Source organism: Geodermatophilus sp. SYSU D00815, from assembly GCF_054050035.1.
Genome location: NZ_JBJGYO010000020.1, coordinates 38,647 through 58,862, shown reverse-complemented (window position 1 = coordinate 58,862; position 20,216 = coordinate 38,647). Strand labels below are relative to the sequence as shown.

The 20,216-nt window shown below is 75.5% G+C and carries 25 protein-coding genes; 11 read left to right on the top strand and 14 right to left on the bottom strand.

Going from position 1 to position 20,216, the window contains the following annotated elements:
- Positions 1–7 precede the first annotated feature (7 nt).
- Positions 8–1,465: an NAD-dependent succinate-semialdehyde dehydrogenase gene (locus ACI78S_RS18860; RefSeq protein WP_456976149.1), complete on the bottom strand. Its 1,458-nt coding sequence runs from the start codon at positions 1,463–1,465 to the stop codon at positions 8–10.
- A gap of 130 nt (positions 1,466–1,595) precedes the next feature.
- Between ACI78S_RS18860 and ACI78S_RS18855 the strand changes: the two genes are divergently transcribed.
- Both ACI78S_RS18855 and ACI78S_RS18850 read left to right on the top strand, forming a co-directional pair.
- Entirely contained in the window at positions 1,596–2,342 is a 747-nt protein-coding gene (locus ACI78S_RS18855) for an SOS response-associated peptidase (protein WP_456976147.1), read from the top strand.
- 1 nt (position 2,343) lies between these two features.
- Positions 2,344–3,867, top strand: a complete 1,524-nt coding sequence (locus tag ACI78S_RS18850) for a fused MFS/spermidine synthase (protein ID WP_456976145.1) — start codon at positions 2,344–2,346, stop codon at positions 3,865–3,867.
- Between the two features lie 108 nt (positions 3,868–3,975).
- Here the strand turns inward: ACI78S_RS18850 and ybaK are convergent, their stop codons facing one another.
- Positions 3,976–4,449, bottom strand: a complete 474-nt coding sequence (gene ybaK / locus ACI78S_RS18845; RefSeq protein ID WP_456976143.1) for a Cys-tRNA(Pro) deacylase — start codon at positions 4,447–4,449, stop codon at positions 3,976–3,978.
- Between the two features lie 194 nt (positions 4,450–4,643).
- On the opposite strand from ybaK, the gene ACI78S_RS18840 reads away from it, so the two are divergent.
- Both ACI78S_RS18840 and rsrA read left to right on the top strand, forming a co-directional pair.
- Positions 4,644–5,354, top strand: a complete 711-nt coding sequence (locus tag ACI78S_RS18840) for a sigma-70 family RNA polymerase sigma factor (RefSeq protein ID WP_456976141.1) — start codon at positions 4,644–4,646, stop codon at positions 5,352–5,354.
- Positions 5,351–5,701 (top strand): mycothiol system anti-sigma-R factor, encoded by a 351-nt coding sequence (gene rsrA, locus ACI78S_RS18835; protein ID WP_456976139.1) that lies wholly within the window; start codon positions 5,351–5,353, stop codon positions 5,699–5,701. Before ACI78S_RS18840 ends, rsrA begins: the two co-directional genes overlap by 4 nt.
- Before the next feature lie 80 nt (positions 5,702–5,781).
- On the opposite strand, the gene ACI78S_RS18830 is transcribed toward rsrA, so the two are convergent.
- Complete coding sequence (locus tag ACI78S_RS18830; RefSeq protein ID WP_456976215.1) at positions 5,782–5,856, bottom strand: 50S ribosomal protein bL37; 75 nt, start codon at positions 5,854–5,856, stop codon at positions 5,782–5,784.
- 184 nt (positions 5,857–6,040) lie between these two features.
- On the opposite strand from ACI78S_RS18830, the gene ACI78S_RS18825 reads away from it, so the two are divergent.
- Positions 6,041–7,075, top strand: a complete 1,035-nt coding sequence (locus tag ACI78S_RS18825) for a biotin carboxylase N-terminal domain-containing protein (RefSeq protein WP_456976137.1) — start codon at positions 6,041–6,043, stop codon at positions 7,073–7,075.
- Positions 7,076–7,143: 68 nt separating this feature from the next.
- Entirely contained in the window at positions 7,144–7,365 is a 222-nt protein-coding gene (locus tag ACI78S_RS18820) for a biotin/lipoyl-binding carrier protein (RefSeq protein WP_456976135.1), read from the top strand.
- 55 nt (positions 7,366–7,420) lie between these two features.
- Here ACI78S_RS18820 and ACI78S_RS18815 read toward each other — a convergent pair whose 3' ends face one another.
- Positions 7,421–7,915 (bottom strand): GNAT family N-acetyltransferase, encoded by a 495-nt coding sequence (locus ACI78S_RS18815; protein ID WP_456976133.1) that lies wholly within the window; start codon positions 7,913–7,915, stop codon positions 7,421–7,423.
- Between the two features lie 112 nt (positions 7,916–8,027).
- Here ACI78S_RS18815 and ACI78S_RS18810 point away from each other — a divergent pair, with 112 nt between their 5' ends.
- Entirely contained in the window at positions 8,028–9,512 is a 1,485-nt protein-coding gene (locus ACI78S_RS18810; RefSeq protein WP_456976131.1) for a sensor histidine kinase, read from the top strand.
- Positions 9,513–9,638: 126 nt separating this feature from the next.
- Here the strand turns inward: ACI78S_RS18810 and ACI78S_RS18805 are convergent, their stop codons facing one another.
- Complete coding sequence (locus ACI78S_RS18805; protein ID WP_456976129.1) at positions 9,639–9,935, bottom strand: WhiB family transcriptional regulator; 297 nt, start codon at positions 9,933–9,935, stop codon at positions 9,639–9,641.
- Between the two features lie 299 nt (positions 9,936–10,234).
- Positions 10,235–11,257, bottom strand: coding sequence for a diacylglycerol/lipid kinase family protein (locus tag ACI78S_RS18800; protein ID WP_456976127.1), 1,023 nt, complete (start codon positions 11,255–11,257; stop codon positions 10,235–10,237).
- 85 nt (positions 11,258–11,342) lie between these two features.
- Between ACI78S_RS18800 and ACI78S_RS18795 the strand changes: the two genes are divergently transcribed.
- Positions 11,343–11,822, top strand: coding sequence for a hypothetical protein (locus ACI78S_RS18795; RefSeq protein ID WP_456976125.1), 480 nt, complete (start codon positions 11,343–11,345; stop codon positions 11,820–11,822).
- A gap of 33 nt (positions 11,823–11,855) precedes the next feature.
- On the opposite strand, the gene ACI78S_RS18790 is transcribed toward ACI78S_RS18795, so the two are convergent.
- From ACI78S_RS18790 to sodN, 7 genes are all read right to left on the bottom strand, one after another.
- On the bottom strand, positions 11,856–12,638 hold the full coding sequence (locus ACI78S_RS18790) for an HAD-IIA family hydrolase (protein ID WP_456976123.1): 783 nt from the start codon (positions 12,636–12,638) through the stop codon (positions 11,856–11,858).
- An 11-nt stretch (positions 12,639–12,649) separates the two neighbouring features.
- On the bottom strand, positions 12,650–12,952 hold the full coding sequence (locus tag ACI78S_RS18785) for a helix-turn-helix domain-containing protein (protein WP_456976121.1): 303 nt from the start codon (positions 12,950–12,952) through the stop codon (positions 12,650–12,652).
- Between the two features lie 10 nt (positions 12,953–12,962).
- A complete protein-coding gene (locus ACI78S_RS18780) occupies positions 12,963–13,379 on the bottom strand; it encodes a hypothetical protein (RefSeq protein ID WP_456976119.1) in 417 nt (138 codons plus the stop codon).
- 1 nt (position 13,380) lies between these two features.
- Entirely contained in the window at positions 13,381–13,860 is a 480-nt protein-coding gene (locus ACI78S_RS18775; RefSeq protein WP_456976117.1) for an N-acetyltransferase family protein, read from the bottom strand.
- Positions 13,857–14,657, bottom strand: coding sequence for a CDP-diacylglycerol--serine O-phosphatidyltransferase (gene pssA, locus ACI78S_RS18770; RefSeq protein ID WP_456976115.1), 801 nt, complete (start codon positions 14,655–14,657; stop codon positions 13,857–13,859). The genes ACI78S_RS18775 and pssA overlap by 4 nt, the downstream gene beginning before the upstream one ends.
- A 15-nt stretch (positions 14,658–14,672) precedes the next feature.
- Positions 14,673–15,338 (bottom strand): phosphatidylserine decarboxylase, encoded by a 666-nt coding sequence (locus ACI78S_RS18765; RefSeq protein WP_456976113.1) that lies wholly within the window; start codon positions 15,336–15,338, stop codon positions 14,673–14,675.
- 162 nt (positions 15,339–15,500) lie between these two features.
- Positions 15,501–15,902: a superoxide dismutase, Ni gene (gene sodN / locus ACI78S_RS18760; protein ID WP_456976111.1), complete on the bottom strand. Its 402-nt coding sequence runs from the start codon at positions 15,900–15,902 to the stop codon at positions 15,501–15,503.
- A 51-nt stretch (positions 15,903–15,953) separates the two neighbouring features.
- Between sodN and ACI78S_RS18755 the strand changes: the two genes are divergently transcribed.
- Entirely contained in the window at positions 15,954–16,310 is a 357-nt protein-coding gene (locus ACI78S_RS18755) for a S26 family signal peptidase (protein ID WP_456976109.1), read from the top strand.
- On the opposite strand, the gene ACI78S_RS18750 is transcribed toward ACI78S_RS18755, so the two are convergent.
- Positions 16,307–16,858, bottom strand: coding sequence for an ArsR/SmtB family transcription factor (locus ACI78S_RS18750; RefSeq protein WP_456976107.1), 552 nt, complete (start codon positions 16,856–16,858; stop codon positions 16,307–16,309). The genes ACI78S_RS18755 and ACI78S_RS18750 overlap by 4 nt on opposite strands.
- Before the next feature lie 86 nt (positions 16,859–16,944).
- On the opposite strand from ACI78S_RS18750, the gene ACI78S_RS18745 reads away from it, so the two are divergent.
- Together ACI78S_RS18745 and ACI78S_RS18740 are read left to right on the top strand one after the other, a co-directional pair.
- Positions 16,945–18,390, top strand: coding sequence for a M20/M25/M40 family metallo-hydrolase (locus ACI78S_RS18745; protein WP_456976105.1), 1,446 nt, complete (start codon positions 16,945–16,947; stop codon positions 18,388–18,390).
- The gene (locus tag ACI78S_RS18740) at positions 18,387–20,213 is read left to right on the top strand and encodes a S9 family peptidase (protein ID WP_456976103.1); all 1,827 of its coding nucleotides are present in this window, start codon (positions 18,387–18,389) and stop codon (positions 20,211–20,213) included. The genes ACI78S_RS18745 and ACI78S_RS18740 overlap by 4 nt, the downstream gene beginning before the upstream one ends.
- Positions 20,214–20,216: the final 3 nt, after the last annotated feature.

Below are 20,216 nucleotides of genomic sequence, written 5' to 3'. Positions count from 1 at the left end.
TCGTCCCTCAGCCCGCCTGCGGCTTGCTCGCCTTCTTGGCCGGCAGCACGCGGGTGAGCTTGCGGTTGGCGAACTCGAACATGCCCAGCTCGGACAGCTCGCGCCCGTAGCCGGAGCGCTTGACGCCGCCGAAGGGCAGCTCCGCGGAGGAGCCGGTGGGCTGGTTGACCCACACCATGCCGGCGTCGATCCGGTCGGCGACCGCCCGGGCCTTGTCGAGGTCGCTGGAGAAGACGGCGGCGCCGAGGCCGAAGTCGCTGTCGTTGGCCAGCGCGACCGCCTCCTCCTCGCTCGCCACCTTGTAGACGACGGCGGCCGGGCCGAACAGCTCCTCGTGGTACGCCCGCATCTCCGGCGTGACGTCGGTGAGGATCGTCGGCTCGACGAAGGCGCCGGGGTGGTCGGGGCGGCCGCCGCCGGTGACGACGGTGGCGCCCTTGTCGATCGCGTCCTGGATCTGCGCGTGCAGGTCCTTCGCCGCCTGCTCGCTCGACAGCGGGGCCAGCGACGTCGACGGGTCGCTCGGGTCGCCGGGGGAGAAGGAGGCGAACGCCTGCTTGAGCCCCTCGACGAACGGCTCGTAGACGTCCTCGGTGACGATCAGCCGCTTGGCGGCGATGCAGGCCTGCCCGCTGTTCTGCATCCGACCCGTGGTGGCGGCCTTGACCGTGCGGCCGAGGTCCTCGGTGTCGAGCACGATGAACGGGTCGGAGCCGCCCAGCTCGAGCACCGACTTCTTCAGGTGCTTGCCCGCGAGGGAGGCGACGCTGCTGCCGGCCCGCTCGCTGCCGGTCAGCGTCACGCCCTGCACCAGGCGGTGCGCGATCACCTTCTCCACGTCGGGGATGCGCAGGAAGACGTTGGTGTAGACGCCCTCCGGCACGCCGGCGTCGAGGAAGCACCGCTCGATCGCCAGCGCGGTCTGCGGGTTGAGCTCGGCGTGCTTGAGCAGGATCGCGTTGCCCAGCACCAGGTTCGGGCCGGCGACGCGGACGACCTGGTAGAGGGGGTAGTTCCACGGCTCGATCGCCAGGATCACGCCGATCGGCTCGTTCTCGACGACGGCCTCGCCCTGCATCACGTCGATGCGCCGGGGCTCGAGGAAGCGGGGGCCGTTCTCCGCGTAGTAGGCCAGGATGCTCGCGGCCAGCTGCACCTCGCCGGCCGCCTCCTTGATGCGCTTGCCCATCTCCCGGGTCACGAGGGCGGCGAACTCGTCGGCGCGCTCGAGCATCAGCTCACCGGCGCGGCCGACGATCCGGGCGCGCTCCTCGACCGGGAGCCGGCGCCACTCCAGGAAGGCGGCGTGCGCCTTCTCGACCACGCCGTCGACGGCGTCGGTGTCGAGGAACGGGAACTCCTGCTCGACCTCGCCGGTGTAGGGGTTGACCGTCCGGTACGGGCGGGCACCGGCGTCGCCGGCGGTCTTCGGCTGCTCGGTGGGTGGGGTCTGCGTAGCGGTCACGTCCGGATCCTCGTCCTCGGGTCGTCGTCTCCGGTAGCGCCCCTACCCGGCCCCCCGGTCGTCACGCGTGCGTCGATGGCTGTCGCAGGGGCCACCTAGAGTCGGGGCAGCCGGTCTTGAGGAGGGCCCCATGTGCGGTCGCTACGCCGCCAGCCGCAGCCCCGACGACCTCGTCGTCCAGTTCGAGGCGGTGAGGGCCGAGGGGCAACCGCCGCTGCCCGCCGACTACAACGTCGCCCCGACCAAGGACGTCTACGTCGTGCGGCACAAGAAGGAGCGCGACGCCGAGGGCGCCCGCACCGGGGGCGGCCACCGCGAGCTGCGCGCCGTCCGCTGGGGGCTGGTGCCGTCGTGGGCCAAGGACCCGTCGGTGGGCAACCGGCTGCTCAACGCCCGCGTCGAGTCGCTGACCGAGAAGCCGGCGTTCCGCAGGGCGGCGCGCAGCCGCCGCTGCCTGGTGCCCGCCGACGGCTGGTACGAGTGGGCCAAGCGCCTGGACACGCCGGGCAAGCAGCCCTACTTCATCACCCCCCGGGACGGCTCCGTGCTGGCCTTCGCCGGGCTGTGGGAGGTCTGGGGCGAGGGCGACGACCGGCTCTACACCTGCACCGTGGTCACCGCGCCGGCCGTCGGGGCGCTGCAGGAGATCCACGAGCGCATGCCGCTGGTGCTGCCGCCGGACCGGTGGGCCGACTGGCTCGACCCGGGCCGGGAGGACGTCGACGCCCTGGCGCAGCCCACCCCGCCGGACCTGGTGGAGGCCCTGGAGCTGCGGCCGGTGAGCACCCGGGTCAACAACGTGAAGAACAACGGCCCCGAGCTCGAGGGCCGGGCGGAGTCGGTGAGCGCGCCCGCCGACCAGCCCGCGCTGTTCTGACGTGGGCGGACCCGGGACGGCGGGGCAGGACGCTCCCGCCGCGCTGCCCGGCTGGGTGGCCGCCGGCGCCACGTTCCTGACGTCGGGTGTGGTGCTGGTCCTGGAGATCGTCGGGCTGCGGCTGATCGCGCCCTACGTCGGGGTCACGCTCGAGACGAGCACCGCGGTCATCGGCTTCGCGCTGGCGGCGATCGCGATCGGGGCCTGGTCGGGGGGCGCGGCGGCCGACCGCGGCGACCCGCGCCGGCTCATCCCGCCGCTGATGGTCGGCGGCGGCGCGCTGACCGTCGCCGTCCTGCCGCTGGTTCGGTTCACCGGTGAGGCGCTCACCGGCGCCCAGGCCGGCAACGTGCTGCTGCTGGCCGCGGTCGCCGTCGTCGTGCCGGCGGCGCTGCTCTCCGCCGTCCCGCCGATGGTCGTGAAGCTCCAGCTGGCCAGCCTCGCCGAGACCGGCGCGGTCGTCGGCCGGCTGTCCGGCATCGGGACCCTCGGCGCCATCGCGGCCACCTTCGCCACCGGCTTCGTGCTCATCGCCGTGCTGCCCAGCAGCGTCATCCTGGTCGGCGCGGGCCTGCTCGTGGTCGTCGCCGGCGTCGGCCTGGCGCTGCTGCTGCGGCGCCGCACCCCCGCGGCGAAGCCGCCGGTCGCGCTGATCGTCGCCGCGGTGGGGGTGTCCGCGCTGGCCGCCGTCGCGCCCAGCCGGTGCGAGGAGGAGACCGCCTACCACTGCGCCCGCGTCGTGGCCGACCCGCAGCGGGAGACCGGCCGGGTGCTCATGCTCGACACCCTGCGGCACTCCTACGTCGACCTGGCCGACCCGACGTACCTGGAGTTCCAGTACGTGCGCGCGATCGCCGCGGTGGCCGACGTGGTGGCGCCGCCCGGGCAGCCGGTGTCGGCGCTGCACCTCGGCGGCGGCGGGCTCACGGTCCCGCGGTACCTCGCCGAGACCCGGCCCGGCTCCGACAGCCTCGTGCTGGAGGTCGATCCCGGCGTGGTGGCCATCGACCGGGAGCAGCTGGGTCTGCAGACCTCCGACCGGCTGCGGGTGCGGGTCGTGGACGCCCGGGTCGGGCTGGCCGACGAGCCGGCGGGGGAGCGCGACCTCGTGGTCGGCGACGCCTTCGGCGGCCTGTCGGTGCCCTGGCAGCTCACCACGGTCGAGGCCCTCGAACTGGTCGACGCCGCCCTGACCGACGACGGCATCTACGCCGCGAACCTCATCGACCGCCCGCCGCTCGGGTTCGCCCGCGCCGAGCTGGCGACGCTGCGGGAGGTGTTCCCGCACGTGGCGCTGCTCGCCCGCGCGCCGGTCCTCGCCGGGGAGGACGGCGGCAACGTCGTCGTCCTCGCCTCGCGCTCGCCGTTGCCGCTGGACGCGGTCGAGCGGGCCATGGCCGCCCAGGGCGTCGGGTGGGAGGTGGCCGAGGGCGATGAGCTGAGCCGCTTCATCGGGGACGCCGAGGTGCTCACCGACGACCACGCCCCGGTCGACCAGCTGCTCACCACCACCGCCCGGCCCTGAGGGGGCGTCGGCACCCGGCCTCGGTGGCCTCCGCCGTCGCCAGATCGGGGAAGCGGGGTCCCGGGCGGGCGCGCAGACCCCGAGAACCCCGGTCTCGCGCTCGACCGCTCAGCGGCCGATCGACGCCGTCCGCGCGCGGGTGAGGCTCACCAGCTCCGCGGGCGGCAGCTCCACCTGCAGGCCGCGCCTGCCCGCGCTGACGTAGACGGTCGCGAAGCCCAGCGCCGAGTCGTCGACCACCGTGGGCAGGGCCTTGCGCTGGCCGAGCGGGCTGATGCCGCCGACGACGTAGCCGCTGCTGCGCTCGGCGTCGGCCGGGTCGGCCATGACCGCCTTGCGGCCGCCCACGGCGGCGGCCAGGGCCTTGAGGTCCAGCGACCCGGCGACGGGCACCACCGCCACCGTCAGCGCGCCGTCCACCCGGGCCACGAGGGTCTTGAACACCCGCCGCGGGTCGGCGCCCAGCGCGGCGACGGCCGCCTCCCCGTGCCCCTGGCCGGCGGGGTGCTCGGGGTCGTAGGGGTGGAGGGTGTGCGGCACCCGCGCCTTCTGCAGCACCGTCACCGCCGGGGTTCCCGCCACGGCGGGAAAGCGTAGCGATCACCCGGACGGGGAATCGGTCCCGAGTCGGCGCGGTTGAAGGAGCCGTGAGCAGCACCGTCTCCACCGCCCGTCAGCGGTCCGCAAGCAATCGGCCCCCGGGCCGCCCGGATGCCCCGCGACTAGGATCGACCGACGTGGTCTCCCGCATGCGGGGGTCGCAGAGAGGACGGTCGGTGCCCGAGGAGCCCACCAGCAGCAATCCGGTCGACGAGCAGCACGGTGCCCCGGTCGTGGGCGCCCCGGTGGAGGTCCCGGAGGCCCGGGAGGGCGGCAGCCGCACGCAGGTCGCCGAGACCCGCGAGCAGCGCGACGCCCGCTTCGAGCGCGACGCGCTGCCCTACCTGGACCAGCTCTACCCGGCCGCCCTGCGGATGACCCGCAACCCGGCCGACGCCGAGGACCTGGTCCAGGAGACGTTCGTCAAGGCCTACTCGGCCTTCCACCAGTTCGCCGAGGGCACGAACCTCAAGGCCTGGCTGTACCGGATCCTGACCAACACCTACATCAACAGCTACCGCAAGAAGCAGCGGCAGCCGCAGCAGTACCCCACCGACCAGGTGCAGGACTGGCAGCTGTACGCCGCCGAGGAGCACAGTTCCAGCGGGCTGCGCTCGGCCGAGATCGAGGCGCTGGACCACCTGCCGGACTCCGACATCAAGGAGGCCCTGCAGCAGCTGCCCGAGGACTTCCGGCTCGCGGTCTACCTCGCCGACGTCGAGGGGTTCGCCTACAAGGAGATCGCCGAGATCATGGGCACGCCCATCGGCACGGTGATGTCCCGGCTGCACCGCGGCCGGCGGGGTCTGCAGAAGCTGCTGGCCGACTACGCCCGCGAGCGCGGCTTCGTCCGCGCCGGGGCCGGGGAGGAGGCGAGTTCCAAGTGACCGACGACGCTCACGTGGGCGAGCCGATCGAGATCCACTCCTGCGACGACGTCCTGTCGCACGTGTTCGAGTTCCTGGACCACGAGACCGCCGACTCCCGCCGGGCGGTGATCGCCGAGCACCTCGAGGAGTGCTCGAGCTGCCTGCGCCAGTTCGGCATCGAGCAGGAGTTCAAGGCGCTGGTCCGCCGCCGCTGCGGCGGCGACGTCCCGCCCCCCGGGCTGCGGGAGCGGATCAAGCTGCAGCTGACGACCGTCGCCTTCGAGGAGGACGGCACCCAGGTCACCGTCGAGAAGGTGACCACCGAGGTGGTCCGCGAGCCGGGGGAGCGACCCACGCCCGCCTGAGCGGGGATGAACGCGGAGGGCCCGGCTCCCAGGGGGAGCCGGGCCCTTCTCGGTCCCGTCCGGGTGGACGGGGCCCCCGGTCAGGCGTTGGGCCGCTTGCCGTGGTTGGCCTTGCTGTTCTTGCGGCTGCGACGCTTGCGTCCACGCTTGGACATGGCTGCCTCCTCGGAGTGGGGGTGGTCTCGGCCCGGGTGGACCGCTTCGTCGGTGCGGCCGGGACAATGGCGCCCACGGGGTGTGTGCGGGCGGCCGACCGGCCAAGCTGACAGGACAAGCCTCTCACGGGGAGGTCCGGCGCCGAGCCGGACGGGGCGGCGTTGCGGGGAGCTGGGCGGAGAGATGGACCTGGGGATCGAGAGCGTGCTCGTCGCCGGACGCGGCCCCGCGGCGTGCGCGGCCGTCGCCGCGTGCACCCGGCTCGGGGTCAAGGCGATCGCCGTCCACTCGGAGGCCGAGCGCGGCGCGCGGCACGTCCGGCTGGCCGACGACGCGGTGCTGCTGGGCCCCGCGCCGGCGGCGCAGTCCTACCTCGCGGTCGACCGCATCGTGGAGGCCGCCCTGCGCAGCGGCGCCGCCGCGGTGCTGCCGGTGCCCCCCGCCCTGGCCGGCAACGCCCGCCTCGCCACCGCGGTGCGCCGCGCCGGGCTGATCTGGGTCGGCCCCGACCCCGAGGTCCTCGAGCGGATCGGCGGCGACGGCGTCGAGCCGGCCAGCGAGCGCGGCTTCCTCGCCTGGGTCACCGACGAGGGCTTGCGCTACGTCACGCCGGTGTCCCGCGACCGCGCCGCCGGGATCGCCCGCGTCTCGTGGACGCCGGAGCCGGTCGAGGCGCCGCCCGCCGCCCGCCGCCTCAAGGACGTCGGCTGGCGCGGCCTGGTCACCGTCGGCATCGCCCCGGACGGCGAGCTGGCAGAGGTGGCGGCCGGGTTCTCCCTCGACATGGCGGTGCTCGAGCGGGCGCACGCGGTCGACGCCGTCGAACTGGCGCTGCGCAGCGCCTCCGGCCGCCGGGCGCGGGCGGCCGACCCGCACCCGGGCACGCCGCGGGCGGCGGTGGCCGTGCAGCTGCGGTCCACGCTCCCGCCCGGCACCGCGGGGCGGATCACCGGCCGGCTGCCGGCCAGCGGGCGCACCTCGGTGGCCGGCGCCGACGTCGTCGCGGTCAGCGGCTACGACCCCCGCGACCGGCTCGACGGGTGGTACGACGCGCTGCTGGCCACGGTCAGCGCCGGCGCCGCGGACACCCCGACTGCCGCTCGCGCCGTCAGCGAGGTGCTCTCCGGGCTGCCGGAGACGGGGGTGCCGCACGACGGCGAGGAGATCTGCGCCGTCCTCGAGCGGCTCGCCGCCGGGGCGCCGTCGCCCGCCGGCTGACCCTCGCCGGCCGCCCGGCGTGCCAGGATGTGCTCGACAGCGGACGGCAACTGCGGAGGAGGTCCGGCGTGGCGGTGGAGGAGATCCACGCGGAGATGGTCTCCAGCGTCTGGAAGGTCCTCGTCACCCCGGGCACCGAGGTCGCCGCCGGTGACACGCTGGTCATCCTCGAGTCCATGAAGATGGAGATCCCGGTGCTCACCGAGCGCGCCGGGACGGTCAAGGAGCTGCACGTCAGCGAGGGCGAGGTCCTGCAGGAGGGCGACCTCATCGCCACCGTCGAGGGGTGAGGACCGCCTGCCCCCCTCCGCTCTCACGCTCGGGGCGGGCCCCCGGCAGGGGGCCTCAGAGCTCCAGCGCGTAGGCCATCAGGTGCACGCCGGGCAGCGGTGACCAGTCCCGCTCGGGCAGCCGGGTGAAGCCCAGCCGCTCGTAGAGCCGGTGGGCGGACACCATCTTGGGGTCGGTGGAGAGCACCATGCGCCGCTTGCCGGCCGCCCGCGCCTTGGTCAGGCAGGTGTGCACGAGCAGCTCCCCGACACCGCGGCCCCGCGCGGCCGGGTCGACCACGAGCATGCGGAACGCCGCCTCGTCGGCCGAGTCGGTGATCTCGCCGAAGTCGCCGTCGAGCACCAGCGCCACGCTGCCCACGACCGCGTCGCCGTCGCGGGCGACGAGCAGCTCGGCGCGCTGCGCCCGGCCGGCGACGTCGCGCAGCTCGGCCAGGTACTCCTCGGGCGCGAGCCCCTCGTCGCGGTAGATCCCGGCGGTCAGCTCGGCGATGCGCGGGAAGTCGGCGGGCGTCGCCGCCGCCACGCGCAGGGAGGACGTCTCGACCACGGCTGGCAGCCTAGAGGCGAGCCCCCGGGCGACGCCGCCGGCGGCCCCACCTCCCGCGGCGGGCCGCCCGAGCCCGCTGACCGGAGGGGCGGCCACCTACGCTCGGGGCACCATGAGCAGCCTGTCCGAGCGCCTGCACCGCGGGTCGGCCTCCCACCCCTCCCAGGTCGACCACGCCCGCCGGCTGGTCGCCGACTGGCAGCTGCTGGCCGACCTCGCCTTCGCCGACCTCACGCTGTGGGTGCCGCTGCGGACCGGGAACTGGTGGTGCGTCGCGCAGGTCCGGCCGCTGACCGCGCCGACCAGCCAGCCCGACGACCTGGTCGGCGCCGAGGCCTCGGGGCCGGCCGCCGAGCCGTTCGTCGTCGCCTACCGCGAGGGCCGGCCGGTCACCGAGGGGGAGCCCGACTGGTCGGGCGCCAGCCCCCGCCGGCGCGAGGTGATCCCGGTGCGCCACGACGGCGTCGTCGTCGCCGTCCTGGCCAAGGACACCAACCTCGCCGTCACCCGCTCGCCGTCCACGCTGGAGCTGACCTACCTCGACATCGCCGCCGACCTGTGCCTGATGGTGTCGGCCGGCACGTTCCCGCCGCAGAAGCTGCAGGACGCCGAGATGAGCCCCCGGGTCGGCGACGGCCTGGTGCGCCTCGACGGCGAGGGGCGAGCCACCTACGCCAGCCCCAACGCGCTCTCGGCCTACCGGCGGATGGGCCTGACCGGCGACCTCGTCGGCGCCGACCTGGGCGAGCTCACGCGGTCGGCGGCGGCCGACCGGGTGGCCGGCGAGGCGGTCGCCGCCGGCATCGCCGCGGCGGTCGCCGGCCGCTTCCCCGACCCCATGGACGTCGAGGGCCCCGCCGCCACGATGCTGGTGCGCGCGCTGCCGCTGCAGGCGCCCGGCGCCGAGGCCGGGGCCCTGGTGCTGGTGCGCGACGTGACCGACGTCCGGCGCCGCGACCGGGCGCTCATGACGAAGGACGCCACCATCCGGGAGATCCACCACCGGGTGAAGAACAACCTGCAGACCGTCGCGGCCCTGCTCCGGCTGCAGGCCCGGCGGATGACCGAGCCGGCGGCGCGGGCCGCGCTGGAGGAGTCGGTGCGGCGGGTGGCGTCGATCGCCCTCGTCCACGAGACCCTGGCCGGCAGCCGGGAGGACGTCGTCGAGGTGGACGACGTGCTCGACCGGGTGCTGCCCATGCTCGGCGACCTCACGGTGGTGGGCCCGGCGGCCCGGGCCCGCCGCGTCGGCTCGTTCGGCGAGATGCCCGCCGCCGCCGCGACGCCGCTGGTCATGGCGGTCACCGAGCTGCTGCAGAACGCCGCCGAGCACGCCTTCGGCGACGGCGAGCCGGGCACGATCGAGCTGGTCGCCGAGCGCGACGGCGCTGACCTCGTCGTCCGGGTGCGCGACGACGGGCTGGGCCTGCCCGAGGACTTCGACCCGGCGGCCAGCGACGGGCTGGGGCTGCAGATCGTGCGCACCCTGGTGACCGGCGAGCTCGGCGGCAGCCTGGAGATGGGGCCGCCGGCGGGGAGCGGCCGGGGGACCGAGGTGGTCCTCTCGCTGCCCGGCGCCGGGCTGCCGCGCCGCTGAGGCCGTGTCCCGGCTCGTCCCGGCTCGTCCCGGAACGCCGCGAGGCCGGTCCGGGGATCCGGACCGGCCTCGCGGCGTGGTGCGCGGTGCTGCCGCGCCAGTGGTGCTCGGGTCGGGTGGTACCCGTCAGGCGCTGTAGGCGCGGGTGCGGGCCTGGCGGCGCTTGAGCGCGCGGCGCTCGTCCTCCGACAGTCCGCCCCACACGCCCGAGTCCTGGCCCGAGCGCAGCGCCCAGTCGAGGCACGACTGGACGACCGGGCAGCGCCGGCACACCGCCTTCGCCTGCTCGATCTGCACGAGCGCCGGACCCGTCGTCCCGATGGGGAAGAACAGCTCCGGGTCCTCGTCGCGGCACAGGGCGCGGTGGCGCCAGTCCATGGCGGTGTACTCCTCGGTGTCATCTACGGTTGCGACTAGTCGCACGGCCTCGGTCCGCTCCGCGGGCCGACACCGGTTGCCCAGCGCCGTGGCTCAGCGACTACCTGCTCTTGTTACCGGCAGGTTGCGTTCCTCTCGCGATGTTTTCACGAGCCGGACGCCTGTCAAGCGAATCGAGGTCGTCGTGGACCCCCTCGTGAGCAACCTCACCACGGGCGTGATAGGCGCGCCACTCGACGTGTCCACCACTCCGGCGAAGGCCTTGACCGCAAGGGCCGGTTCTGTGCTAGGAGCCCAGGTCAGAGGCTGTGCGCGGGCTGCGGGAGAACTGTGCGGGACAGGCGTCAGGCGATGACGCGGAGGGCTGCCGGCACGGTGCGCACCCGCAGTCCCGTGGCGGTGCCCAGGTGGTCACCGTCGACCTGCCAGCCCTGCGGGCGGGACGCCGAGACCTCCACCTCCGGCAGGTCGTGCCAGCGGTGCACGCCGCGGCCCCGCGCGTCCGGACGGCGGGCCATGACCTGCCGCAGCGTGTGCAGCATGCGCAGCGGTCCCGTGCGGCCCATGGCGAAGACGTCCAGGCCGGTGTCGAAGGAGGCCTCGGGGCTGGGGTTGACCGGCCGAGCGCCCAGGTAGGTCCACGGGCTGACGTTGGAGAACAGGCAGAGGAACAGGCCGTCGACCGGCGGTTCGCCGTCCACCCGGAGCGTCATCGCGGGCCGCCGGCGCTCCGTGCCGAGCAGGAACGCGCCGGTGGCCTCCCGGACGTACAGCGCGCCCGTGGACCGCCGGCCCCGCGCCCGCTGCGCCTCCACCCGGGCGATGACGTCGGCGTCGAAGCCGAACCCGGCGGCGAAGACGAACCAGCGCGGCGCCGCCCAGCCCGGGTCGGCGGCGGCGTCGGCGGCCGCGACGGCCGGCGCGCTGGCCTCGTCGTGCTGCGTCACCGGTGCGGCGCTCGTGCCGGTCGCGCTCACCGTCCCCAGGGAGACCAGCCGGCTGCGCCCGGCGCGCAGGGCCTCGAGGATCTGCGCGGTGGCCTCGATCGGGCGCCGGGGCAGCCCGAGGGCCCGCGCGAACACGTTGGTCGAGCCGCCGGGCACGACGGCGAGGTCGGGCAGGTGCGGCGCCGGGCCGTGCTCGAGCAGGCCGTTGACCACCTCGTTGACCGTGCCGTCGCCGCCCAGGGTCACCACGACGTCGAACCCGTCGGCGACGGCGCGGGCGCCGAGCTCCCGGCCGTGCCCGCGCCGCTCGGTCTCGACCACGTCGACCTTGAGCTCGCTGGCGAGCGCGCGCACGAGGACGTCGCGGCCCCGCGCGGTCGTGGCGGTCGCCGCCGGGTTGACCACCACGAGCGCACGCATGCCGTCAGGCTAACCAGCGCACCGCCGTCCCACCGGCCGCACGCGCGAGGCGGGGGACAGGTGGGGCGCGCGTAGTCTCGCCGCCGTGACGACCGACCAGCCGCGCGGGCGCAGCCGCGCCGATCGGCTGCTGGGCGCCGCGGCCGAGCCGTCGGCGCCCAAGCCGCCCCGGGAGGAGCCGGAGACCCCGCGCAGCGTCCGCTGGGCGGCCCTGGTGGTGGGGCTCGAGGCGGCGGCCCTCGTCGCCGCGGCCGCCTACATGGCGGTGCGGACCCTCACCGGCGACGCCGACCAGGCGCAGGGCGCCTGGGGCCTGGTGGCGTTCGCGCTGCTCGGCGCGGTCCTGCTCGCGGCGTGCGCGCTGGGGCTGTGGCGGCTGGCCGCCTGGTCCCGCGGGCCGGTGGTCGCCGTGCAGCTGCTGCTCGGCGCCATCGGGCTCACGGCGGCGTTCGAGTACGAGCAGCAGCAGGTCGGCATCCCGATGCTGGTGCCGGTCGCCGTCACGCTCTACCTGCTGGCCACGCCCGAGGCCAGGCTGGCGTACTTCCAGCGCCGCGGCGACTGAGGGACCCGTCCGCCCCCACCGCTCGCAGCGGGCCTAGACGAGGTCGATGACGTCGGCGATCGAGTCGCAGACGCGGCTCGGGCGGAACGGGAAGCGGGAGACGTCGGTGGCGCGGGTGGAGCCCGACAGCACCAGGATCGTCTCCAGCCCGGCCTCGATGCCGGCCACGACGTCGGTGTCCATGCGGTCACCGATCATCACCGTCGACTCCGAGTGCGCCTCGATCCGGTTCATCGCGCTCCGGAACATCATCGGGTTGGGCTTGCCGACGAAGTAGGGCTCGGCGCCGGTGGCCTTGGTGATCATCGCGGCCACCGAGCCGGTGGCCGGCAGCGGGCCCTCGGGGGAGGGGCCGGTGACGTCGGGGTTGGTGGCGATGAACCGCGCCCCGTCGCCGATCAGCCGGATCGCGCGGGTGATGGCCTCGAAGGAGTACGTCCGGGTCTCGCCGAGGACGACGAAGTCCGGGTCGGTGTCGGTGAGCGTGTAGCCGGCCTCGTAGAGGGCGGTGGTCAGCCCGGCCTCGCCGATGACGTAGGCCGAGCCGCCCGGCAGCTGGCTGGACAGGAAGTCCGCCGTGGCCAGCGCCGAGGTCCAGATCGACTCCTCGGGCACGTGCAGCCCCGACCGCGACAGGCGGGCGGCGAGGTCGCGCGGGGTGAAGATCGAGTTGTTGGTCAGCACGAGGAACCGGCGCTCGCACTCCACCAGCCGCTGGAGGAAGTCGGCGGCCCCCGGGAGGGCGTTGCCCTCGTGCACCAGCACGCCGTCCATGTCGGTGAGCCAGCAGTCGGCCTTCTTGCGGTCGGTGGTCACGGGCGTCGAGCCTAGCCGTGGCCGCCGCCGCCCCTGATCAGCCGCAGGTGCGGCCCGGTCTCGACGTCGACCCGCGGATCCGGGACCTCCGCCAGCCCGGCCAGGCGGCGCACGCGGTTCTCGGGGACGCCGAGCGCGCGGGCGAGGGCGACGGCCAGCCGCTCGCTCACCGGGCCGCGGTGCCGGCCGGCGGCCAGCCGCGCGATCGTCTGCGGGGCCACGGCCCAGTGGGCCTGCCGCGAGGCCTGCTCGGGGGTGAGGTCCAGCTCGGTCAGCCGGCGCCGCACGAGCGCCGGCAGGTCCGCGTCCGCCACCCCCGGAAGGCTAGGCCCGCCGGCCGCGGTGCGCCTCCCAGGGCGGCAGGGGGTCGAACCCCGCGCCGCGGTAGGTCCACCACCCCGTCGGGTGCGGCTCCCGGGTGGCCACCGACTCGTCGAGCCAGACGGAGAGGAGCCGCGCCGCGCCCTCCTCCGCCGACAGCGGCTCGCCCCACGCCGCGGACGCGTCCTCGGCCGCGGTCGCCAGGAGCGCGAGCGCCTCCGCCTCGGGGAGGTGCAGCCGCGCGACCCGCGTGCCGTGCCGGACCGCCAGCACGCCGGCCTCGGGGCGCAGCTCGGTCACCTCCGCGTGCGGGCGGCGCACGGTCTCGCGGCGGCCCCCGCCGAGGACCGTCGTCGCGATTTCCTCGCCGCTCTCGATCTCCGCGAGGCGGCGCAGCAGGCCGACGACCCGCGGATCCACGTCAGCGCGGGACGCGGGCGAAGGTGCGCAGGGCGTCGTCGGTGAGCCGGAAGACGGTCCACTCGTCCATCGGGACCGCGCCCTGGGCCCGGTAGAAGTCGATCGAGGGCGTGTTCCAGTCGAGCACTGCCCACTCGAGCCGGTCGTAGCCGCGCTGCACGCAGGTCTCGGCCAGCGTGCGCAGCAGCTCCTTGCCGAGGCCGGAGCCGCGGTGCTCCGGCTGCACGTAGAGGTCCTCGAGGTAGATGCCGTGCGTGCCGCGCCAGGTGGAGAAGTTGAGGAACCACAGCGCCATGCCGACGACGGCGCCGCCGAGGTCGGCGACGTGGCCGAAGAGGGCCGGCCGCTCGCCGAACAGCGACGCGGTCAGCTGCTCCTCGGTCAGCCGGACCTCGTGCAGCGCCTTCTCGTACTCGGCCAGCTCCCGCACCAGGCCCACGACGGCCGGGACGTCGCCCGGCCGGATCGGCCGCACGCTCACGTGAGCACCTCCTTGACCCGGGCCGGTACCAGCCGGCCCAGCGGCGAGAGGAGCGGCACCAGCACCGGTGCCAGCAGGTAGCCGTAGGCGAGGACGACGCCGGTGACCACCGGGACCGTGGCGAAGCCGACGACGAGCAGGACCGCGGTGGCGATCAGGCCGTAGGGCCGCCGGCTCTTGGGGCTGACCAGCGACCGGAACGAGCGGAACCGGATGCGGCTGATCATGAGCAGCGCCGGGACGGCGACGATCAGGAGAACCCACAGCCGGTCACGGCCCTGCATCTCGTCGCCGAAGGCGAAGACCGAGGCCAGCACCACGCCGGCCGCGCCGGGACTGGGCATGCCGACGAAGTACCGCTTGTCGGCGGTCGGGTCGATCGTGGTGTTGAACCGGGCGAGCCGGATCGCCGCGCACGCCACCCACAGCCCGCAGGCGATCCAGCCCAGCGGGTCGAAGGCGTCGTCGCCCTCGGAGAACAGGGTGAACGCCAGCAGCGCGGGGGCCATGCCGAAGGAGACGAGGTCGGCCAGCGAGTCGAACTGCAGCCCGAACGGCGTCACCGCGCCGACCAGCCGGGCCACCGCGCCGTCGGTGATGTCGAAGACCACGGAGAGGCCGACCAGCACGGCCGCCAGGGTGTACTGGCCGCGGATCGACACGAGGATGGCGACGAAGCCGCACATCATGTTGGCCAGCGTGAACAGGCTGGGCAGCGTGGCCAGGGCCCGGCGGCGGGCCCGCCGGCCGGAGCCGCGGACGAACTCGACGGTGGCCGTGCGCCTGGTGGGTGGCATCGGCTCCGCGCCCCCTCAGCGGGTTCCGGGCCAGCGCGCGATGACGGTCTCCCCGCCCCGCACCCGCTGGCCCTTCTGCACCGTGATGGTGCACTCCCGGGGCACGAAGACGTCCATGCGGGAGCCGAACTTCATCAGCCCCATGCGCTCGCCGGTGGCCAGGTGCCGACCCGGCCCAGTGCGGGTGACGATGCGGCGGGCGAGCACGCCCACGATCTGCCGGAAGACCACCGTGCGGTCGCCCTCGCGCAGCCAGATCTCGCTGCGCTCGTTGCGGTGGGCCGACTCCTTGCGGTAGGCGGCCAGGAAGCTGCCCCGGCGGTAGGAGCTCTCGACGACCTCGCCCCGGTACGGCGAGCGGTTCACGTGCACGTCGATCACGGACAGGAACACGCTGACCTGCTGCCAGCCGCCCTCCGGTGCCGGTTCGGGGGCCACGCCCTCCTGCGGCTCGCCGGCGACCATCACGACGCCGTCGGCGGGGGAGAGGACGTCGTCGGGGGGCGGGGGCACGACGTCGCACCGCCGGTCGGGGTCGCGGAAGAACAGCGCCATGTAGGCGGACAGCAGGACGAACGGCCAGCTCAGCAGCCGGGTCCGGCGCCGGCCGGCGACCGCCAGGACGGCGGCGGGGGCGAGCGGCCCGGTGATGAAGGGCCACCCGGCCCGGTCGATGCGCATCGTGGGCAAACGGTACCGGGCGGGACTGCCGCGCACCGCAGCACGCGGCGGGCGGCGACGGCGCCGGCCGACGGGGAGGTCGACCGGCGCCGTCGAGCGCCTCACCGGCCCCGTCCCGGGCCCGCGCCGAGCGGGCGAGGGCGAGGAGGACGGGGTCCCTGCTCAGGCGGCGGCCTTGGTCTCCCAGAAGATCTTGTCGATCTCGGCGATGTAGTCGAGCAGCTTCTGGCCCTCGGCCGGGTCCATGCTGCCCTTGCCGCCGGCCGCACCGGCCTGCTTGGTGGCCTTGTTGAACAGCTCGTGCAGCTGCGGGTACTTCTCGAAGTGCGGCGGCTTGAAGTAGTCGGTCCACAGCACCCACAGGTGGTGCTTGACCAGGTCGGACCGCTGTTCCTTGATCAGGATCGCGCGGGTGCGGAAGGCGGGGTCCTCGTTGGCCTGGTACTTCTCCTGGATGGCCTTGACCGACTCCGCCTCGATGCGGGCCTGGGCCGGGTCGTACACGCCGCAGGGGAGGTCGCAGTGCGCGCTGGCCTCGACGGCGGAGAACATGCGGAAACGCATGGGTGTGCCTCCGGATGACGTGAGATCGGGTCGTCTGCGACCCTACTCGCGGTGATCGGGAGCGACAGCGGGAACGGCGCCGGCCGGCTCCCCTCCGCCTGGGTGTTCGCCCGGGTCAGCGGCCCGTCCATGTCACCCACGGTGCGCCACGGCGACCGGTTGCTGGTGCGCCGGCTGCCCGTCGGCGCCGCGGTGGCGCCCGGCACCGTCGTCCTGGCCCGGTTCCCCGCCCGGCCCGACCTGCTCGTGGTGAAGCGGGTGCTGCGCACCGACCCCGACGGCGCCTGGGTGGTCGGCGACAACCCGCTGGTCACCGACGACAGCCGGGCCTTCGGACCCGCCGTGCCGGTGGGCCGGGTCGTCGCCCGGCTGTGGCCGCGGCCCGGCCGCCTGCCGTCCGCCCCCTAGGACGCCTGCTCGCCGCCGGACCGGTCGGCGCCGGGCGGCTCGCCCGGGTGCATCGCGAAGAACAGCGCCCAGGGTTGCCCGTCGGGGTCGTCGGTGGCGGCGTACTCGTCGAACAGCGCGTACAGGCGGCTGACCAGCTCGCGGCGCCGCTCGTGGTTGAGCGTGGCCCGCAGCCGGATGGCCTGCTCGATCCGCTCCAGGCCGGCCTCGCGGACCTCGCTGAGGAAGGCGTCGAGCATGGCCGCGGTCGGCTTCTCCTCCTCGGTGAGCTCCAGCGCCCAGGACCGGCGGGTGGCCCGGTAGGGGATCTCCACCCCGCCGGCCGGCCGCGGTCGCGCCGGGTCGGCGGCCAGCAGCCCCACCGCCACCAGGCGGCGCACGTGGTAGAGCGCGGTGGCCGGGTCGACGCCGAGCCGGTCGGCCAGCTCGCGGTTGGTCATCGGGGCGTCGAGGGTGAGCCGCAGGATGCGCAGCCGCACCGCCGAGGCGAGCGCGCTGACCTCCTCCGGCGTGGCGCGGCGCCGGCTCGGTTGGAGATCCTCGGCCACCCGCCGGAGCGTACGGGATGCATCGGTGCTGCTCAGCCCGCGGGCGCGTGCATCTCGGTTGACAACCCCTCCAATCGAGCGGTTGCATGCCCGCACCCGACCTGGAGGTGGACGTGACGACCGTGTCACCGCAGACCAGCACCCCCGCGACGAACTCGGCGCGCGGTGCGGCGCACCGGCGCCTCGTGGAGGAGCACCGCGCGGTGCTGCTCGAGCGGCTCCTGGACTACCTGCGCCAGCCCAGCGTGAGCGCGACGGGCGAGGGCTTCCCCGAGGCCACCCACCGGGCGGTGCGCGAGATGGAGCTGGCCGGGCTGACCGCCCGCGTGGTGGACACCCCCGGGCGCCCCGCCGTGGTCGGTCACCGCGACGGGCCCCCGGGTACCCCCACGGTGCTCGTCTACGGCCACTACGACGTCCAGCCCGCGGGCCCGCGCGCACTGTGGCGCAGCGAGCCGTTCGAACCGGTGATCCGCGACGGGCGGGTCTGGGCGCGGGGCGCCGGTGACAACAAGGGCCAGCACCTCGCGCACCTCCAGGCGCTGCGGCTGCTCCTCGAGCGGGACGGCGGCCACCCGTGCGGCGTCACCGTCGTCCTCGACGGCGAGGAGGAGGTCGGCAGCCCGAACCTGGCCGCGGTGGTCGCCCGGGAGCGCGCCGCGCTGGCCTGCGACGTCGTCGTCTGGAGCGACGGGCCGGTCGACGAGTCCGGCCGCTGGCGGCTGCTGCACGGGGTCCGCGGCATCCTCGGCGTCCGGCTCTCCGTGGCCGGTCCGGACCGGGCGCTGCACTCGGGCAACTTCGGCAACGTCGCGCCCAACCCGGCGTGGGCCCTGGTGCACGCGCTGGCCTCGATGCGGGCCCCCGACGGCCGCGTCCTGGTGGAGGGCTTCACCGACGACGTCGAGCCGCTGCCCGCCGCCGACCGCGCGGCGCTGGAGCGGCTGCCGGTCGACGTCGCGGCGGCCCTGCGCGACATCGGCGTCGACGCGCTGGACGACGGGCACGACGAGCTGAGCTGGTTCGAGCGGCTGGCCGCCGTCCCCACCCTGACCATCGACGGCATCGTCACCGGCGACCTCGACCGCACGATCATCCCCGAGTCGGCCACCGCGCGGATCGACGTCCGGCTGGTGGCGGGGCAGGCGCCGGAGCGGGTCTTCGAGCGCATCGTGGAGCACCTGCGGCGGCACGCGCCGCGGGTGACCGCGACGCTCGAGCTGGCCGTGCCGCCGTCGCGCACCCCGCTGGACAACCCGTTCACCCCGGCGCTGGCGCGGGCGGTCGAGGCGGTCACCGGGGAGCCGCCGGTGCTCGTGCCGGCCCTCGGCGGGACGCTGCCCGACTTCGTCTGGACCGCCGTGCTGGGCGTCCCGAGCATCGGCCTGCCGATGGCGAACGTCGACGAGGCCAACCACGGGCCGAACGAGAACCTCGAGGTGGACCGCTACCTGGACGGCGTCGCCATCGCCATGACCGCGCTCGAGGAGCTGGCCGCGCTCGGCCGGCCCACCGGCGAGGACGCGCGGTGAGCCGGGCGCCGTGGCACGAGCGGTTCTCCGCCGAGCGGGCGATCGCCGCCCGGGTCGCCGCCGGCCGCGACCGGGGCGTGGTGACCCTGCAGCGCAGCGACCACCTGGAGCTGGCGGCGTGGGACGTCGCCGCGGGCACCGTGCGCCCGCTCGGCCTGCGCACCGACGGCTTCGACGACTCCTGGTGGCCGGCGCCCGACGGCACCGCGCTGTTCCGGCTGGCCGACGACTCCGGCGAGGAGCTGGGCCACGTGGAGCGGGTCGAGCTGGCCGACCCGGCCGCGCGCCGCGACCTCACACCGGACGAGCCCCGGTACGCCGTCCGCGGCGGGGACACCAGCCGGGACGGCCGGACGGTCGCCGTCGTCGCCGTCGACGGATCGGGCTACCGGCTGCTCGTCGGGCCCGCCGACGGCGGCGGGGCGCCCCGGACGCTGCTGCGCACGCCGCACGAGGCCTTCACCACCCGGCTGTCGGCCGACGGCCGGCTGGTCACGGTGGACACCACCGACCACCGGCCCGGTCAACGCCGGTTCGCCGTCACCGTGCTCGACACGGCCGACGGCACGACCGTCGCCACCTACGCCGACCCCGGCGGCGGCAGCGCCACCGCGGTGCGGTTCGCCCCCGGGGCCGGGGACGCGCGCCTGCTGCTCGCCGTCCGTTCCGAGCCCGACGGCTGGGTCCGGCCGGTGCTGTGGGACCCGCGCACCGGTGCGGCCCGGGTCCTGGCGGGGGCCGGCGACCCGGCCGACGTCGTCCCGCTCGACTGGTCCGACGACGGCGGCGCGGTGCTGCTCGGCCGGCAGGAGATGGCCGTGCAGACGCTGCACGTCCTCGACCTCGCCGACGGGACGGTCGAGCAGGTGCCCGTGCCCGCCGGCAGCGCCTGGCTGCCGATGGTGCGCACGTCCTCCTTCGGCCCCGGCCGGTCGGTGCTGGCCGTCACCGAGACGGCCGGCACGCCGCTGACCGTCCGTTCGTGGACCCCGGGCGCGGAGCCCGAGGTGGTGCTCGCACCCCCTGCCGTGCCCGACGGGCGGCCCGCCCGGTCGGTCACCTTCCCCTCGGCGGACGGCACGCTCGTGCAGGGCTGGCTGGTCACCCCGGCCGGCCCGGGACCCCACCCGGCCGTGGTGCACGCGCACGGCGGCCCGCACTGGCTGGTCCCGGACGCCTACAACCCGGCCGCGCAGGCGTGGGCGGACGCCGGCTACGCGTACCTGACGGTCAACTACCGCGGCTCGACCGGCCGGGGCACCGCCTTCGCCGAGCAGGTCCGCGGCGACGTCGGGCGGCTGGAGCTCGAGGACCTCGCCGCCGCGCACGCGTGGCTGGTCCGGTCGGGCACGGCGCGGGCCGACCAGGTGCTGCTGACCGGTGAGTCCTACGGCGGCTTCCTCACCCTCTACGGCCTCGGCCGGCAGCCCGCGCTGTGGGCCGGCGGCATCGCCGAGGTCGCCATCGGCGACTGGGCGCTGGCCTACCGCGACGCCTCCCCGGCGCTGCAGGGCGCGATGCGAACCTTCCTGGGCGGCGGGCCCGACGAGCGGCCCGACCTCTACCGGGACCGCTCGCCGCTCACCCACGCCGCCGCGGTGCGGGCGCCGGTGATGGTCTGGCAGGGACGGCACGACAGCCGCACCCCGCCGGCCCAGCTCGAGGCCTTCGCGGCCCGCCTCCGCGAGCTGGGCCGGGAGATCACCGTGCACTGGTTCGACTCCGGGCACGGCCTGCCCGGCGGCGAGGAGCACCGGGAGCACCAGGAGCGCTGCCTGGCCTTCGCCGCGGCGGCGCTCGGCGACCGGCGCCGGACGGCCTGACGC